Here is a 15,940-nt window from a genome sequence, read left to right on the forward strand (position 1 = left end):
ACCCACAAGTGATGAGGCCCTCATCCGCCGTGGAATCTGCCACCTCTCCTGGCCGTTAGCATGGGAGTCCGCGCTGAGGCAAGAGCATTGGGGAAGGTGTCATGAGTGACAACGTCGACGGTATGCCCGCCAAATTCGCCATGCTCGGGCTGACATACGACGACGTCCTGCTGCTGCCCGGCGCATCGGAGGTGCTGCCGAACTCGGTGAGCACCGCCTCCCGGGTCTCGCGGAACGTCACGGTGAACATCCCGCTGCTGTCCGCCGCCATGGACAAGGTCACCGAGGCGCGGACGGCCATCGCCATGGCGCGTCAGGGCGGCGCCGGTGTGCTGCATCGGAACCTGTCCATCGAGGACCAGGCCAATCAGGTCGATCTGGTCAAGCGCTCCGAGTCCGGCATGGTCACCGACCCGATCACGGTCCGCCCGGACGCCACGCTCGCCGAGGCGGACGCGCTGTGTGCCAAGTTCCGTATCAGCGGTGTCCCGGTGACGGATGCGGCCGGCAAGCTGCTGGGCATCGTCACCAACCGCGACATGGCCTTCGAGATGGACCGCGGCCGTCAGGTCCGCGAGGTCATGACGCCGATGCCGCTGGTCACCGGCAAGGTCGGGATCTCCGGCGAGGACGCCATCGAGCTGCTGCGCCGCCACAAGATCGAGAAGCTGCCGCTGGTCGACGACGCGGGCGTGCTCAAGGGCCTGATCACCGTCAAGGACTTCGTCAAGGCGGAGAAGTACCCGAACGCCGCCAAGGACGCCGAGGGCCGGCTGGTCGTCGGTGCCGCGGTGGGTGTCGGCGACGCGGCGTACGACCGGGCGCAGGCGCTGGTCGAGGCCGGGGCGGACTTCCTCGTCATCGACAGCGCGCACGGCCACAGCCGCGGCATCCTCGACATGATCGCCAAGGTCAAGTCCAACGTCACCGTCGACGTGGTCGGCGGCAACGTCGCCACCCGCGACGGCGCGCAGGCGCTGATCGACGCGGGTGTGGACGGCATCAAGGTCGGTGTCGGCCCCGGCTCCATCTGCACCACGCGGGTCGTCGCCGGTGTCGGCGTGCCGCAGGTCACCGCGATCTACGAGGCCGCGCAGGCCGCGCACGCCGCGGGCGTACCGCTGATCGGCGACGGCGGACTGCAGTTCTCCGGCGACATCGCCAAGGCCATCGCGGCCGGTGCGGACACCGTCATGCTGGGCTCGCTGCTGGCCGGCTGCGAGGAGTCGCCGGGCGAGATGGTCTTCATCAACGGCAAGCAGTTCAAGTCGTACCGGGGCATGGGCTCGCTGGGTGCGATGCAGTCCCGCGGCCAGGCGCGTTCCTTCTCCAAGGACCGCTACTTCCAGGACAACGTCCTCTCCGAGGACAAGCTGGTCCCCGAGGGCATCGAGGGCCAGGTTCCCTACCGCGGCCCGCTGGCCTCGGTCGCGCACCAGCTCATCGGCGGCCTGCGCGCTTCCATGGGGTACGTCGGCTCGGCCGACATCCCCGAGCTCAAGGAGAAGGGCCGGTTCGTCCGGATCACCTCGGCGGGTCTGAAGGAGAGCCACCCGCACGACGTGCAGATGATCACCGAGGCGCCGAACTACGCGCGCGGCTGAGAGCGGCAAACGGGGGTTCTGACGGGACCCGCGACCGGGAGGTCGCGGGTCCCGTCGTGTCGGGGATACTGGGGGCGTAATCCGTATGGAAGGGCCTGACAGTGACTGAGATCGAGATCGGACGCGGCAAGCGCGGCCGCCGGGCGTATGCCTTCGACGACATTGCCGTCGTACCGAGTCGCCGCACCCGCGACCCGAAGGAGGTCTCGATCGCCTGGCAGATCGACGCCTACCGTTTCGAGCTGCCGTTCCTGGCGGCTCCGATGGACTCCGTGGTCTCCCCGCAGACCGCGATCCGCATCGGCGAGCTGGGCGGCCTGGGCGTCCTCAACCTCGAGGGTCTGTGGACCCGTTACGAGGACCCGGAGCCGCTGCTCGCGGAGATCGCGGAGCTGGACGGCGCCGCGGCCACCAAGCGGCTGCAGGAGATCTACGCCGCGCCGATCAAGGAAGAGCTGATCGGGCAGCGCATCAAGGAGGTGCGCGACTCGGGTGTCGTCACCGCCGCCGCGCTTTCGCCGCAGCGGACCGCGCAGTTCTCCAAGGCGGTCGTGGACGCGGGCGTGGACATCTTCGTGATCCGCGGGACGACGGTCTCGGCGGAGCACGTCTCCTCCGCCGCCGAGCCGCTGAACCTCAAGCAGTTCATCTACGAACTGGACGTTCCGGTCATCGTCGGCGGCTGCGCCACCTACACCGCCGCGCTGCACCTGATGCGTACCGGCGCGGCCGGCGTGCTGGTCGGCTTCGGCGGCGGCGCCGCGCACACCACCCGCAACGTCCTCGGCATCCAGGTGCCGATGGCGACCGCGGTGGCCGATGTCGCGGCCGCGCGCCGGGACTACATGGACGAGTCCGGCGGTCGGTACGTCCACGTCATCGCGGACGGCGGCGTGGGCTGGTCCGGCGACCTGCCGAAGGCGATCGCGTGCGGCGCGGACGCGGTGATGATGGGCTCCCCGCTCGCCCGCGCGACGGACGCGCCGGGCCGCGGTCACCACTGGGGCATGGAGGCCGTCCACGAGGACGTGCCGCGCGGCAAGCGGATGGACCTCGGTGCGGTCGGTACGACCGAGGAGATCCTGTGCGGTCCCTCGAACACGCCGGACGGCTCGATGAACTTCTTCGGTGCGCTGCGCCGGGCGATGGCCACCACCGGGTACTCCGAACTGAAGGAGTTCCAGCGGGTGGAGGTCACGGTCGCGCCCTCGCAGCACGACAACCGCTGATCCACGAAGTCCCGAAGGGCCCGGACCGCAGCTGCGGTCCGGGCCCTTCGGCGTGCGGGTGCGGTCAGCCGGCCGTCTTCTTGGTGGTGCTGAAGCCGCCGACGGCGGCCAGGACGTAGAAGAGCGCGTCGATCGGCCCGAGGTATTCCTTCCAGAGGGTGTTGACCACGTCGATGTGCTGGAAGACGACCGTGCCGAGGGAGGCGTGCGCGACGTCGGAGAAGATGAGGGCCATGCCGAAGAGTTGGCCGAGGTAGAAGGCGACCAGGCCGAGGACCGCGGAGATCACCGGCAGGGCGGCGTTGCGGCCGCCGAGCTTGCCGACGGTGGCGCCGACCAGCGCGCCGACGATCAGGCCCGCATAGCCGATCGAGGCGCCGTCGGTGGCCTTGAGGATCGCGCCGTAGACGCCCGCCACCACCAGGGCGACGACGATGCCGGCGACGACGGCGAGTCCCGCGTTTCCGGTCCGGGCCGGCGCCGGGACGCCCGGGGCGGGAGCGCCGAACTGCGGCTGCGGGGCATCGAACTGGGGCTGCTGCGGCTGCTGAGGTGAAGGCGGCATGGACTGGCTCATAGTGGTCCCCCGAGGAAGAAAAGCGTGGATGAGGGGCCAAAGTAACAGCGTGACCTGGCATGTTCACAGCGGCTTTATGGACCGTGACCTGTTCGATGCCTTCGATGCCTTCGATGCCTTCGGTGCCGCCCGGGTCACAACCGGTGGGCGGCCCCCGTGGGGGTGGCGCCGCGGGTGTCCAGGAGGAGCTGCGCCTTCACGGACAGGCCCTGGAGGTCGTAGGTGCGGTGCGGCTGGAGCAGCACCGTCAGGTCGGCGGCGGCCGCGGCCTCGTAGAGGGAGTCCGCGCGGGGAACGGGGCGGTCGAGGACGTTCCACTGGGGGACGTAGGGGTCGTGGTAGGTCAGGTTCGCGCCCAGTTCCATCAGGCGGGAGGCGATCTCGCGGGCCGGGGCCGCCTCCTGGTCGCCGATGTCCGGTTTGTAGGTGACGCCCAGGAGCAGGATGCGGGCGCCGCGGGCGGACTTGCCGTGCTCGTTGAGGAGGGTGGCGCAGCGCTGGATGACGTAGCGCGGCATACGGCCGTTGACCTCCTGGGCGAGTTCGACCATGCGGAGCGGGTAGCCCAGCGAACGACCTTTGTAGGAAAGGTAGTTGGGGTCGATGGGGGCGGCGTGGCCGCCGACCCCGGGGCCCGGGCGGAAGGTCTGGAAGCCGAACGGCTTGGTCTCGGCGCAGCGGATGACGTCCCACAGGTCGACGCCGATGTCGTGGCAGAAGACCGCCATCTCGTTCATCAGGGCGATGTTGATGTGGCGGTAGTTGGTCTCCAGCACCTTGCTGGTCTCCGCCTCGCGGGGGCCGCGGGCGCGGACGACCTTGTCGGCGATCCGGCCGTAGAACGCCGCCGCGGCCTCCGTGCAGGCGGGGGTGAGGCCGCCGATGACCTTGGGGATGTTGCGGTAGCGGTGGGTGCGGTTGCCGGGGTCGTGGCGGCTGGGGGAGCAGGCGAGGTGGAAGTCGCGTCCCGCGGTCAGTCCGGAGCCCTCTTCGAGGAGCGGGCGCAGGAATTCCTCGGTGGTGCCCGGGTAGGCGGTCGATTCGAGGATGACGGTGGTGTGCGGGCGCAGCCGCGGGGCGAGTGCCCGTGCCGCGTCGGCGATGCCGCTCAGGTCCAGGGCGCGGTCCTCGCCGAGCGGGGTGGCCGCGCAGATCACGGCCGTGCGGACCTTGCCGAGGGCGGCGGGGTCGGCGGTGGTGCGGAAGCCCGCCGCGAGCAGGCGGCGGATCTCGGTCGCGGACAGCGGCCCGTCGGCGCCGGAGGGGACGGCGGCGTGCGGGTCGGGGTCGTAGCCGATGGTGCTGATACCGGCGGCGGTGGCGGCCTGCGCGAGAGGGAGGCCGATGTGACCGAGTCCGATGACGGCCAGGTCTGCGGGCATGGCTGCTGCCGTCCTTCCCGAGTGATTCCGGATGGCGCATAAATAGACTAAGCGGACATTTGATCCAGAATAGGGATTGATGGATCAAGAGGGCGGGGGTGTTGCCGAAGCGGGGAGAGCGGGGATACCGGCATGTAGCGCGGTCAGAAACCACGGATCGTTGGCGTGGCACCGATCACAGCGGGAGGCACTGGTGAAGACAGCGACACTGGGACCGGCGCAGCGTGCCGAGGCGCTCGCTCGAATGGCGGAGCAGGAGCTGGACATTCTGGTGGTCGGCAGCGGCGTCGTCGGCGCCGGTACGGCACTGGACGCGGCGACGCGCGGACTGGCCACCGGCCTGGTCGAGGCGCGCGACTGGGCCTCGGGCACGTCGAGCCGGTCGAGCAAGCTCATCCACGGCGGTCTGCGCTATCTGGAGATGCTGGACTTCGCGCTGGTGCGGGAGGCGCTCAAGGAGCGTGGCCTGCTGCTGGAGCGCCTGGCGCCGCATCTGGTCAAGCCCGTGCCGTTCCTCTACCCCCTCCAGCACAAGGGGTGGGAGCGCTGGTACGCGGGCTCCGGCGTGGCGCTCTACGACGCGATGTCCCTCTCCTCGGGCCATGGCCGCGGGCTGCCCGTGCACCGCCATCTCTCGCACCGGCGGGCCCTGCGGGTGGCGCCCTGCCTGAAGAAGGACGCGCTGGTCGGCGCGCTGCAGTACTACGACGCCCAGATGGACGACGCGCGCTATGTGGCGACGATGGTGCGCACCGCCGCGGCCTACGGCGCCCAGGTCGCCAACCGGGCGCGGGTGGTGGGATTCCTCCGCGAGGGCGAGCGGGTGGTCGGCGCGCGAGTGCAGGACGTCGAGGCGGGCGGCGAGTACGCCGTCCGGGCCCGGCAGGTCGTCAACGCGACCGGGGTGTGGACCGATGACACCCAGGCGATGATCGGCGAGCGCGGACAGTTCCACGTCCGCGCCTCGAAGGGTATTCACCTGGTGGTCCCCAAGGACCGGATCCATTCGACGACGGGGCTCATCCTCCGTACGGAGAAGAGCGTGCTGTTCGTCATCCCGTGGGGGAGGCACTGGATCATCGGGACGACGGACACCGACTGGGACCTGGACAAGACCCACCCGGCGGCCTCCAGCGCCGATATCGACTATCTGCTGGAGCATGTGAACTCCGTCCTCGCCATACCGCTGACCAGGGACGACGTGGAAGGCGTATACGCCGGCCTGCGGCCTTTGCTGGCCGGGGAGTCGGACGCCACCAGCAAGCTGTCGCGCGAGCACACCGTCGCGCATCCGGTGCCGGGGTTGGTCGTGGTGGCCGGCGGCAAGTACACGACGTACCGGGTGATGGCCAAGGACGCCGTGGACGAGGCGGTGCACGGGCTGGACCAGCGGGTCGCGGAGTGTGTGACGGAGGACGTGCCGCTGGTCGGCGCCGAGGGCTACAAGGCGCTGTGGAACGCGCGGGCCCGGATCGCGGCGCGCACCGGCCTGCACGTCGCCCGGATCGAGCACCTCCTCAACCGCTACGGCGCGCTCGCCGAGGAGCTGCTGGAGCTCGTGGTGGCCGACCCCTCACTGGGCGCACCGCTCGGCGGCGCGGACGACTACCTGCGCGCCGAGGCGGTCTACGCCTGTACCCACGAGGGCGCGCGGCATCTCGATGACGTCCTGACACGCCGCACCCGCATCTCCATCGAGACCTTCGACCGCGGCACCCGCAGCGCCCGTGAGGTGGCCGAGCTGATGGCGCCCGCGCTCGGCTGGGACAGCGCCCAGATCGAGAAGGAGATCACGCACTACGAGAAGCGGGTCGAGGCGGAGCGCGAATCGCAGCGGCAGCCGGACGATCTGACGGCCGATGCGGCCCGGCTGGGCGCGCCGGACATCGTGCCGCTGTAGCCCGTCGCCGGGCACTGTCCGCACCGTGCCGTCCCGCCCCCGCGGGTGACGGGCGGCACGGGACGGGCGCCGCCCCGTGCCGCCCGCCCGGGGCAGAACTCCGCCGCCAGCAGGGCCGCCCCGTCCGCCGGTTCGGCCAGCGCGTCGGTGTTCACCCGGTAGCTGAGGAGGTGCCGCCCGTCGGCGGTGCCCGCGGTCTCGACGTACGAGCCGTTGATGTCGCCGCTGTGGCCCCAGACCGTGACGCCGCAGGGCAGCTCGGTCGCGTACAGGCCGAGGCCGTAGGCGCCGTCGGTGGCCTTCTCGTCGCGCAGCTGGGCCATCTGGCGCGGTGCCAGGAACTCGCCGCTGAGCAGCGCGGAGAAGAAGCGGTTGAGGTCGCCGAGCGTGCTGACCATCTCGCCCGCGGCCCCGGCCAGGCTCGGGTCCAGGGAGGTGGCGTCCACCCGCCGGCCGCCGATCTGCGCATACGCGCGGCCGTGCGGCTTCGGCAGCACCGGGTCCGTGCCGGGGAAGGAGGTGTGGTCCAGCCCCGCGGGGACGAGGAGGCGCCGGCGGATCTCCGTGGCGTACGAGTGGCCGGTCACCCCCTGGATGATCAGGCCGAGGACCAGGTAGTTGGTGTTGGCGTAGGCGTAGCGGGTGCCCGGCGCGGCCACCGGGCGGTGGTCGAGGGCGATCCGCAGCAGCTGGCCGGCGGGGTGGGTGTCGTAGCGGTGCGTACCGAAGCCCCCGCCGGTCAGCTGCTCGGCCAGCCGCGGGTCGTCGGTGTAGTTGAACAAACCACTCGTATGGTCGAGCAGCTGGCGGACGGTCACCTTCCGCAGATCGCCCCCGCCGGCCGTCCCCTTGGCCGGGACGCCCGCCGGGAGGTGGGCGGCGGCGGTGTCGTGCAGCGTCAGTTTGTGCTCGGCGACGAGTTGCAGGATCACCGTGGCGACCAGAGGCTTGGTGAGGCTGCCGGCCCGGAAGTGGTCGGACCGGTCCATCCTGCGGCCGGTGCGCAGATCGGCGACGCCGGCCGTGGAGAAGCGCGAGCCCCAGAACCGGCCCTCGCGCGTGGTCAGGGAGGCGGCGCCCGGTGCCCCGTGGTCCACCAGGCGGTGCAGCGCCGGAACGGTCGTGGCGGGCGGGCGGCTGACCTCCGCGGACGGGACGGGGACGGAGTGCGTCAGACCACTACAGGCAGTCAGGACCACGGTGGTCAGCGCGAGCAGGGCGGCCAGTGCGGCTCGGTGGGGCGAGCGCATCGTCATCGGTACTCCCGTTCGTCGGTGCCATCATGACGGGTGAGCGGTGTCCTCCCGGAACGACCCGGGCCTTCCCCACGGCCGTGGATGAGGGAGAATGAAGGCTCCGCCAGGGTGGGTTGTCCGAGTTGGGTCAGTTTGGCGATCAACATGGGTTTCGACATGGGGTCGCGGTGCCAACTCGGCTGGATTGCAGAGGGGTTTCCGTGGGCGACGAGGTCGAGATGGACGGCAAGGAGGGCAGGCTGCTCGCCGGCCGGTACCGGCTCGCCGATGTTCTCGGCCGGGGTGGCATGGGCACCGTCTGGCGGGCACGCGACGAGGTCCTGGGCCGGACGGTCGCAGTCAAGGAACTGCGCTTCCCCGGCGGGGTCGAGGAGGACGAGAAGCGCCGTCTGATCACCCGTACGCTGCGCGAGGCCAAGGCGATCGCCCGGATCCGCAACAACGGCGCGGTGACCGTCTACGACGTGGTGGACGAGGACGACCGGCCGTGGATCGTGATGGAGCTGGTCGAGGGCCGCTCGTTGGCCGAGGTGGTGCGCGACGACGGCGCGCTCACCCCGCACCGCGCCGCCGAGGTCGGCCTCGCCGTCCTGGACGTGCTGCGCGCCGCGCACAAGGAAGGCATCCTGCACCGCGACGTGAAGCCGTCCAACGTCCTGATGTCCGACGACGGCCGGGTCGTGCTCACCGACTTCGGCATCGCCCAGGTCGAGGGCGACCCCTCCGTCACCTCTACCGGCATGCTCGTCGGCGCCCCCTCCTACATCTCCCCCGAGCGCGCCCGCGGCCAGAAGCCGGGCCCGCCGGCCGACATGTGGTCGCTGGGCGGCCTGCTGTACGCCTGCGTCGAGGGCCACCCGCCCTATGACAAGGGTTCGGCGATCGCCACCCTCACCGCGGTGATGACCGAGCCGATCGAACCGCCCAAGAGCGCCGGCGTCCTGGAAGACGTCATCTACGGCCTGCTGGTGAAGGACCCGGCGGCCCGGCTGGACGACGCCGGCGCGCGGGCGCTGCTGCGCGAGGCCGTCAACGGCCCCAAGGAGCCCGAGCCCCCGATGGACGCGACGCGGGCGATGACGCTGCCCACGGTGCCCGCGGAGCGGGAGTCCGCCGCGGCCAAGGCCGCGCCGAAGCCGAAGCCGAAGGCGGAGCCCAGGACCAAGGCCGCGCCCAAGCCCAAGGAGGCGCGGAAGGCGAAGGCGAGGCCCGAGTCCGGGGCCCGCAGCGCCGCGGTGGGTGCCGGTGCCGCCGGCAGGGCCGCCGCCGCGTCCGCCCCGGCCGCCTCCGCGCCCGCCGCCTCCACCGCCGCGAAGAGCGCGCCGAAGAAGACCGGCCGCGCCGCGGAGCCGGCCGGATCCGCCGACACCTCCGCCGACGGCGCCGCCGGGCGCCCGGACTCCGCCGCAGCCGAGGCCGCGCCGACCACCGATCGCCCCGCGGCCCGCCCCGGCTTCGACGCCGACGCCGCCAAGGAGCGGATGCGCGCGGCCCTGCAGTCGGTACGCAACGCGGCCGCGGCCCGCAGCGAGTCCAGACCCGGCGACGGGAGCCGGCCCGTCCCCCGGGCCTCGGTGACCGATGTCGTACCCCGCCGCACGCTGATCATCGCCGCCGTGGTCGTGGCACTCCTGGTACTGGGCACGATCCTGGCCCTGGCGCTCAGCGGCGGGGACGACGCGAACAGCGCCTCGGGCAAGAAGGACGGCAAGGCCGTCACCGGGCACGCCAAGCCGTCGAAGGACGGCAAGAAGACGCCGGAGCAGGACGCCGCGAGCAAGTCGGGCGACGAGCAGACCGGCCCGTCGGGCGACGGGTCGCCGGGCTCCGGCTCCGCCGACGACAAGGGCGACGACCAGGGCGGCAAGGGCGGCAAGGGCGGTAAGGGCGACAAGGCGCTGCCGGACGGCTTCGCGCCGGTCTCCAACGGCCGGTTCCACTTCACCGCGGCGATGCCCGCGGGCTTCAAGCAGACCGCCACGGCGGGGCAGGGCTCCGGCGCCATATACAGCGCCTCGGGCGGGTTCCCGCGCATCCAGATCGACTACAACGCCAAGCCCGGCACCGACGCGGCGGCCTCCTGGCGCGAGCTGGAGCCGGCCGTGGCCCGCTCCACCCCCGGCTACCACCTCATCGGCATCAAGTCCGTCAAGTGGCGGGACTATCCGACGGTCGCCGACTGGTCGTTCACCCGTCAGCAGAGCGGTGAGAAGGTACGGGTCCTCGACCGCGGCTTCAAGGCCGACGACAAGCACGGCTTCGCGATCATGATCACGTGCAAGGCCGACGCCTGGTCGGACGAGGAGTGCCGGCAGCTGCGCGAGACGGCGTTCCGCACTTTCGCGGTGAAGGACTGACGCGCGCGGAGCCGGGGCGCCGGTTCCGGGGCCGGTTCCGGGGCCGGCGCGCCGAACGGCCGGTGCGGTGAACGACTGACGCGGCGCGGTCCGGTGTCGGTCCCGGCACGTATCGTGAGAGCGAGCAGTCCGTACGCGTGAACGCCGTACGGCTGAGCGCTGTTGGGGAGGCGTCGTGGACGAGTACGCGGGAAGGGTGCTCGCCGAGCGATACCGCCTGCCGCTGCGGCCCGCGGGCGACGAGGACTTCGCCGAGACCCGCGCGTTCGACACCTACAGCGGGCAGGAGGTGCTGCTCCGTCAGGTGCCGCTGCCGGAGGTCGTCGAGGCGGAGGTCGTCGGTGACCCCGGCTTCTCCGGTGCCGCGCCCGGGGCCGCGGGCGCGCGGACGGCCGACCGCAGCCCGCGCGATCCGGCCGTACGCCGCGCCCTGGACGCCGTCACGGCGGCCGCGCAGGTGCCCGACCACCCGCTGCTGGACCAGGTCTTCGACGCCTTCGCCCAGGACGGCAGCCTGTGGATCGCCGGCGAGCTCATCCCCGCCCGTCCGCTGTCCGCGCTCCTCGCCGAGGAGCCGCTCGACCCGTACCGCGCCGCGGAGATCGCCGCCGACGTCCTCACCGCCCTGCGCGCCCTCCATGCGCACGGCCGGCTGCACCGCAACATCACCGCCCGCACGGTCCTGGTCTGCGACGACGGCCGGGCGATCCTGAGCGGCCTGGCGGTCGGCGCGGCGCAGGAGGCGCTGTGCGGCTACGAAGCGGCGCCGCGGGAGACGGCGCCGCAGGACGGCACGACGAAGGACGGCACGCCGCAGGACGGCACGACGAAGGACGGCACGACGAAGGACGGCACGCCGCAGGACGGCACGACGAAGGACGGCACGACGAAGGACGCGGCGCCGGCCTCCCGCCGCGAGCCGGCCGGAGCCGCCGGGAGCACTCACGAAGCCGTCGCCCGGGCGGCGTTCGACCCGTACAGCGATCACCTCGACCCGGGGGAACTGCCCGCGCCACGGCGCGAGTCGGCTCCGGAGGACGGCAAGGTCCTGCTCGTCAAGGCCCCGCACGCGTCCTCGTACGGACGCCCGACCGCCGGGTTGGCCGCGGAGCGGGCGTGGCAGGCGCGCCTCCAGACCGTCGGCCCGGTCACCGAACGCTGGGCTCCGGAGCAGGCCGAACCGCCGCAGGAGAGCGGTGGGGCGACCGCCGTGCCGGGTCCCGCCACGGATCTCTGGGCGGTCGGCGCGCTGCTCTTCCGTACCGTCCAGGGCCACCCCCCGTTTCCCGAGGAGAATTCCGCCGAGCTGGCGGAGCTGGTCCGCTCGCAGCCGCCCGCCGAGGCCGGGGAGTGCGGCGAGGAGCTGAGCAGCCTCGTCGCCTCGCTGCTCCGCCGGGACCCCGCCGGGCGGCCGGACGCCGAGGAGGTGCGCGGCCGGCTGCGCGAGCTGATCCGCACGGCGCCGGAACCGGACATCGGCCGCCGGCTGGTGACGGTCCCGGCGCTGGGGCAGGGCACCGACGGCCGTCGGCTGCCGATCGTGCGGCGCCGCGGTGAGCTGGTCCGCAAGGGGCGGCACAAGAAGCAGCGGGCGCGTGGGGGGCGGCAGTCGCGCCCGGTGCCGCCCGCGGCCGCCGCGTCGCCCGCCGCCGCGCCGGCGTCGCCGGTGGTCCCCGTGCCCCGCCCGCCCCGCCCGCCGAAGCAGCCGAAGCCACTCCATCAGCCCCGTTCCGCCAAGCCGCCCAGGCCCGCCAGGGCCGCCACCGGTGCCGGCCCGTCGGCCGCCGAGCAGCCGCACGACGAACAGCAGCTGCTCGTCCAGGTCGGTCTCGACACGGCACCGCGGCCGGCCCGCGACCGGGACGCCGAGCGGGCACCGGGCGGGCGCGGCCCGCGGCATCTGGGCCGGCTGCTGCTGGCTCTGGTGCTGCTGCTGCTCGTGGGCGCGGTCGTCTACGCCATGGTGTTCATGCCGAAGTCCGGTGCCGAGGCCGGGGCGGGCGGCGCCGAGGGCACGGGCGTGGCGGGCGCGGCATCCGGCGGCAGTCCGGCCCCCACCGAGGGCCGGGACGGCGGTCCGGGGCAGAGCGGGGAACAGGGCGGCGGCCAGGCGCCGCAGCCCACCGAGCCCGCGCACCTCGCCAAGGGCTTCCGGCTCCTGCGCGACCCCGAGGGCTTCCAGGTCGCCGTCCACCAGGGCTGGCAGCGGCGCGGCCGAAACGACCGCGGCCAGGTCCGTTACGTCGACGGCGACTACGAGCTCCTGATCGTGCCCGGCCGCGACACCACCGCCCACTTCGGCACGGACCCGATGGCCTATCAGCAGGACAAGGAGGGCGAGTTGGCCCCGTACCGCGGCTCCGGCTGGTCCTCGGCGTCCGGTCTGCGGCGGATCGACGTCGGGAAGACGGCGATGGCCGAGGGCACGTTCACCTGGAAGGACAGCAGCGGACGCCAGGTGTATGTGCGCAACCTCGCGATGATCCACAACGGCCGCTACCACCTGGTCCTGGTCATCGGCCCCGACACCGGCCGCCGCACGGTGGACACGCTGTACGCGCAGGCGACGAGCACGTACAGCCCCCGGTGACGGAGGACGTCCCGGCCGGACGGTTCGGTCCGGAGTCCCGCCCGGCCCGCGGGCCCACGGGGAGCGCATCCGCACTCCCCCCTCCGGCGGACGACGGGACGTCAGGCGCACTCACCTAGGCGCTCAACTCCCGCTCCAGCGGCGTCCGGAAGCGCGGTGTGACGCGCACGTCGCCCACCCACCGTGCCAGCCGCGCCGCTTCGGTCTCCACCGCCGAGGCGGCCTCGCCGCCGCCGTCGTCCGTCAGCAGCCGCCACACGACCTCGCCGTCCGCGCGCTGGGCCCAGCCGCCGATGATCCGGCCGTTCCACCACACCGTCGGCCCGACGTTGCCGCTGCGGTCGAAGAGCGGGGGTACGTGGTCCGGATCGAGGTACCAGTCGCGGGACTTCCAGCCCATGGCCGTGGGGTCGAGGGCGGGGAGGAGGGCGGCCCAGGGTTCGGGGGCGGGGGCCGGGCCGAGGTCGTCGGGCAGTGCCAGTGCACTCACGCCGTCGTCCAGGGTCACCTCGACGGCATCGGTGGCGGCCACCGCCCGCCGGGTGTCGGTCAGTGTCCAGCCCGTCCACCACTTGAGGTCCGCGACGGTGGCCGGGCCGTACGCGGCGAGCCAGCGGCGGGCGAGGGCGGCGCGTGCCTCGGCGGCCGGCGGCGCGGGCAGGTCGGCGAACGCGGTGCCGGGTGTCCAACGGTAGGAGCTGCTGGTCCAGCTGCCCCGCGGCCGGCCGCGGCGGATCCTTCCCTCGGCGGCCAGTACGCGCAGGATCCGGCTGGAGACGGCGACCGTGGCCTCGTACGACTTGCCGGGCGAGACCACGATCGTGTCGCGCAGGGCGGGCACGTCGGCGGCGAGTTCGGCGGCCGTCGCCTCGCCTCGCGCGGCCAGTGCGGCGAGTGTCTTCGCCTCCACCTCGGCCAGCCGCCGCTCGTCCCACCCCGGGGCGCCCTCGGTGATCCACTTGACCATGCCGGCCCGCTCCCTGGCTGCGATCGCCCGGCCCGTGGAGGAGGCGACGACCGGCGTGAGCTCGGCGCCGACCGCGAAGAGCGTGCGCCGCATGCACAGCAGCCGGACCAGCGAGCGATCGTCGTAGAGTGCCCGCTCCACATCCGCCGGGCCGGGTGCGGCCAGCCGGGCGCAGGCCGCCAGATGGACGGTGGCCGGGTCGCTGGCATGCAGTCCCACGAGCGCGTCGGCGACCTCTTCGGTGCGGGCCGCCCGACGGGCGGTCGCCAGCAGATGGCGCCGCCCGAGGCGGGCCCGGCGTCCGGCGGTGTCGATGTGGGGGCGGGTGCGGTTCATGGGGGCGACCGTACGGGGCGAGGAGGACAGGGGGTGTCCTACACGCTGGGCTCCCCGGTGCCCCCGAAGCGTTCTCGCAGCTCCTGTTTGAGGACCTTGCGCAGGGTCGCTCCCCGTGGCAGCGCCGCCAGGACCTCCAGCCGCTCCGGGATCTTGTGCGGCGCCAGCCCTTGCGCACGCAGGTGCGCGACGATGTCGGGGAGCGTCAACTCCCTTGTGTTGGCGTGTTGTTCGATCACCGCGCAGACCCGCTCGCCGCGCCTGGGATCCGGCAGTCCGATGACCGCCGCGTCGGCGACGTCCGGATGCCGATGGAGCAGTTCCTCGATCTCCTGGGCGGAGATGTTCTCGCCCTTGCGGATGATGATGTCCTTGAGGCGGCCGGTGATGACGAGGTGGCCGGTGGGGGTGAGGCGGCCGAGGTCGCCGGTGGGGAGAAAGCCGTCGGCGTCGAAGGGGGCGGGCTCGTCCAGGTAGCCGCGGCAGACGGCGGGGCCGCGCAGTCGTATCTCCCCGCTTCCGGGCGCGATCCGGATCTCCATCCCGGCGGGCGGCCGGCCGTCGGTGGCGGCGAGGTGTCCGGGGTGGTCGTCGGGGTCGCCCATGGTCACCATCGGGGCCTCGGTCATGGCGTAGCCATGGGTGAGCTGACAGCCCAGCTCGGCGGTGACCTCGTGGTACAGCGAGGGGGGTTTGGGCGCGCCGCCGCCGGCCAGCAGGCGCAGGTCGGGCAGGAGACGGCGGCCGGGCGGCAGGGTGCGCTGCTCCGCGAGGAAGAGGGCGTAGAAGGCGGTGGACCCGCCCGCGACGGTGACGCGGTGGCGGCGGTAGGCGGCCAGCGACGCCGGTAGCGCGAAGTGTTCCAGCAGGACGGCGGGGATGCCGTGCCGCAGGAGCATGACGGTGTAGTCGGGCCCGGCGACATGGGCGTAGGGGAAGGCCATCGAGCCGATGTCGGACGGGCCCAGGCGCAGCGCGTCGGCCAGGCAGCGGCCGGCGGTCAGCAGGCTGCGGTCGGTGTGCAGGACGCCCTTGGGGGCGGCGGTGGTGCCGGACGTCCAGTAGATCCAGCGGACCTCGTCGGGGTCGGCGGGCGGTGGCGGCAGGACGTCGGGGTCCCCGTCCGGGAGGGTTCCGCACGTCGCGTCGTACGCCTCGACGACGGTGAGCGGTCCGGGCAGTGCGGCGGCCAGGCGGTGGGCCATCGCGGTGTGGTCGAAGCCGCGCCAGGTGCCGGGGGTGACGAGGAAGGCGGCGCGGGTGCGGCGCAGCACCTGGCCGACCTCGTGGTCGCGGTAGAGCGGGACGACCGGGCTCTGGACGGCGCCGATCCGGGTCAGCGCGAGGCTGACCAGCACCGTCTCGATGCGGGTCGGCAGCTGCCAGACGACCCGGCTGCCGGGGCGTACGCCCCGTTCGTACAGGCCGGCGGCGACCCGCTCGGCCCGCCGGTGCAGCGCCCCGAAGGTGATCCGCCGCTCGTGCCGGGCGGACTCGGCGCCCTGGACGAGGGCGGGTGCGTCGGGGGTGCGGGCGGCACGCCAGGCGACCAGGTCCCAGAAGGTGGCGCCGGTCGGCAGGGACATCTGCGCAGACCTCCTGGGGGACAGCATGAATTGACGGAGTGTCAGGTTTCTTGGGTGAGGTTAGAGGTCGGCGTCTTGTCGGTCCAGAGTGCGCCGGGCTAGCCTATTTCTGACGGAGCATCAGGTGCGCCATCGGATACGCCGGTGCGCGCCGGC

Annotated in this window: 10 protein-coding genes; 4 read left to right on the forward strand and 6 right to left on the reverse strand. The window is 72.9% G+C overall.

Features of this window, described 5'->3' with window-relative positions:
• Positions 1 to 101: 101 nt before the first annotated feature.
• Positions 102 to 1,604 (forward strand): IMP dehydrogenase, encoded by a 1,503-nt coding sequence (gene guaB, locus ACGFML_RS21650; protein WP_393545968.1) that lies wholly within the window; start codon positions 102 to 104, stop codon positions 1,602 to 1,604.
• 101 nt (positions 1,605 to 1,705) lie between these two features.
• Complete coding sequence (locus ACGFML_RS21655; protein WP_393545970.1) at positions 1,706 to 2,833, forward strand: GuaB3 family IMP dehydrogenase-related protein; 1,128 nt, start codon at positions 1,706 to 1,708, stop codon at positions 2,831 to 2,833.
• 64 nt (positions 2,834 to 2,897) lie between these two features.
• Here ACGFML_RS21655 and ACGFML_RS21660 read toward each other — a convergent pair whose 3' ends face one another.
• The gene (locus ACGFML_RS21660; protein WP_393545972.1) at positions 2,898 to 3,398 is read right to left on the reverse strand and encodes a hypothetical protein; all 501 of its coding nucleotides are present in this window, start codon (positions 3,396 to 3,398) and stop codon (positions 2,898 to 2,900) included.
• 146 nt (positions 3,399 to 3,544) lie between these two features.
• A complete protein-coding gene (locus ACGFML_RS21665; RefSeq protein WP_393545974.1) occupies positions 3,545 to 4,792 on the reverse strand; it encodes a nucleotide sugar dehydrogenase in 1,248 nt (415 codons plus the stop codon).
• 193 nt (positions 4,793 to 4,985) lie between these two features.
• On the opposite strand from ACGFML_RS21665, the gene ACGFML_RS21670 reads away from it, so the two are divergent.
• Positions 4,986 to 6,692, forward strand: coding sequence for a glycerol-3-phosphate dehydrogenase/oxidase (locus ACGFML_RS21670; protein ID WP_393545975.1), 1,707 nt, complete (start codon positions 4,986 to 4,988; stop codon positions 6,690 to 6,692).
• Here ACGFML_RS21670 and ACGFML_RS21675 read toward each other — a convergent pair.
• Entirely contained in the window at positions 6,590 to 7,948 is a 1,359-nt protein-coding gene (locus ACGFML_RS21675; protein WP_393545976.1) for a serine hydrolase domain-containing protein, read from the reverse strand. The genes ACGFML_RS21670 and ACGFML_RS21675 overlap by 103 nt on opposite strands.
• A gap of 218 nt (positions 7,949 to 8,166) precedes the next feature.
• Between ACGFML_RS21675 and ACGFML_RS21680 the strand changes: the two genes are divergently transcribed.
• Positions 8,167 to 10,305 carry a protein kinase gene (locus ACGFML_RS21680; RefSeq protein WP_393546400.1) on the forward strand — a complete coding sequence of 713 codons (2,139 nt, stop codon included), beginning with the start codon at positions 8,167 to 8,169 and terminating at the stop codon, positions 10,303 to 10,305.
• On the opposite strand, the gene ACGFML_RS21685 is transcribed toward ACGFML_RS21680, so the two are convergent.
• From ACGFML_RS21685 to ACGFML_RS21695, 3 genes are read right to left on the reverse strand one after another with little or no spacing between them, the layout of a single operon-like run.
• On the reverse strand, positions 10,220 to 12,964 hold the full coding sequence (locus ACGFML_RS21685) for a pentapeptide repeat-containing protein (RefSeq protein ID WP_393546402.1): 2,745 nt from the start codon (positions 12,962 to 12,964) through the stop codon (positions 10,220 to 10,222). The two genes, ACGFML_RS21680 and ACGFML_RS21685, sit on opposite strands and share 86 nt — an antisense overlap.
• A gap of 46 nt (positions 12,965 to 13,010) precedes the next feature.
• Positions 13,011 to 14,198, reverse strand: a complete 1,188-nt coding sequence (locus ACGFML_RS21690; RefSeq protein ID WP_393545977.1) for a winged helix DNA-binding domain-containing protein — start codon at positions 14,196 to 14,198, stop codon at positions 13,011 to 13,013.
• Positions 14,199 to 14,236: 38 nt separating this feature from the next.
• Entirely contained in the window at positions 14,237 to 15,784 is a 1,548-nt protein-coding gene (locus tag ACGFML_RS21695; protein ID WP_393545979.1) for an AMP-binding protein, read from the reverse strand.
• Between the last annotated feature and the right edge of the window lie 156 nt (positions 15,785 to 15,940).

Source organism: Streptomyces sp. NPDC048650 (genome assembly GCF_043199095.1).
GTDB lineage: Bacteria > Actinomycetota > Actinomycetes > Streptomycetales > Streptomycetaceae > Streptomyces.

Coding starts and splice junctions, on each gene's coding strand:
- guaB (WP_393545968.1), top strand. CDS start 102: ATGAGTGACAACGTCGACGGTATGCCCGCCAAATTCGCCATGCTCGGG.
- ACGFML_RS21660 (WP_393545972.1), bottom strand. CDS start 3,398: ATGCCGCCTTCACCTCAGCAGCCGCAGCAGCCCCAGTTCGATGCCCCG.
- ACGFML_RS21665 (WP_393545974.1), bottom strand. CDS start 4,792: ATGCCCGCAGACCTGGCCGTCATCGGACTCGGTCACATCGGCCTCCCT.
- ACGFML_RS21675 (WP_393545976.1), bottom strand. CDS start 7,948: ATGACGATGCGCTCGCCCCACCGAGCCGCACTGGCCGCCCTGCTCGCG.
- ACGFML_RS21680 (WP_393546400.1), top strand. CDS start 8,167: ATGGACGGCAAGGAGGGCAGGCTGCTCGCCGGCCGGTACCGGCTCGCC.
- ACGFML_RS21685 (WP_393546402.1), bottom strand. CDS start 12,964: ATGCGCTCCCCGTGGGCCCGCGGGCCGGGCGGGACTCCGGACCGAACC.
- ACGFML_RS21690 (WP_393545977.1), bottom strand. CDS start 14,198: ATGAACCGCACCCGCCCCCACATCGACACCGCCGGACGCCGGGCCCGC.
- ACGFML_RS21695 (WP_393545979.1), bottom strand. CDS start 15,784: ATGTCCCTGCCGACCGGCGCCACCTTCTGGGACCTGGTCGCCTGGCGT.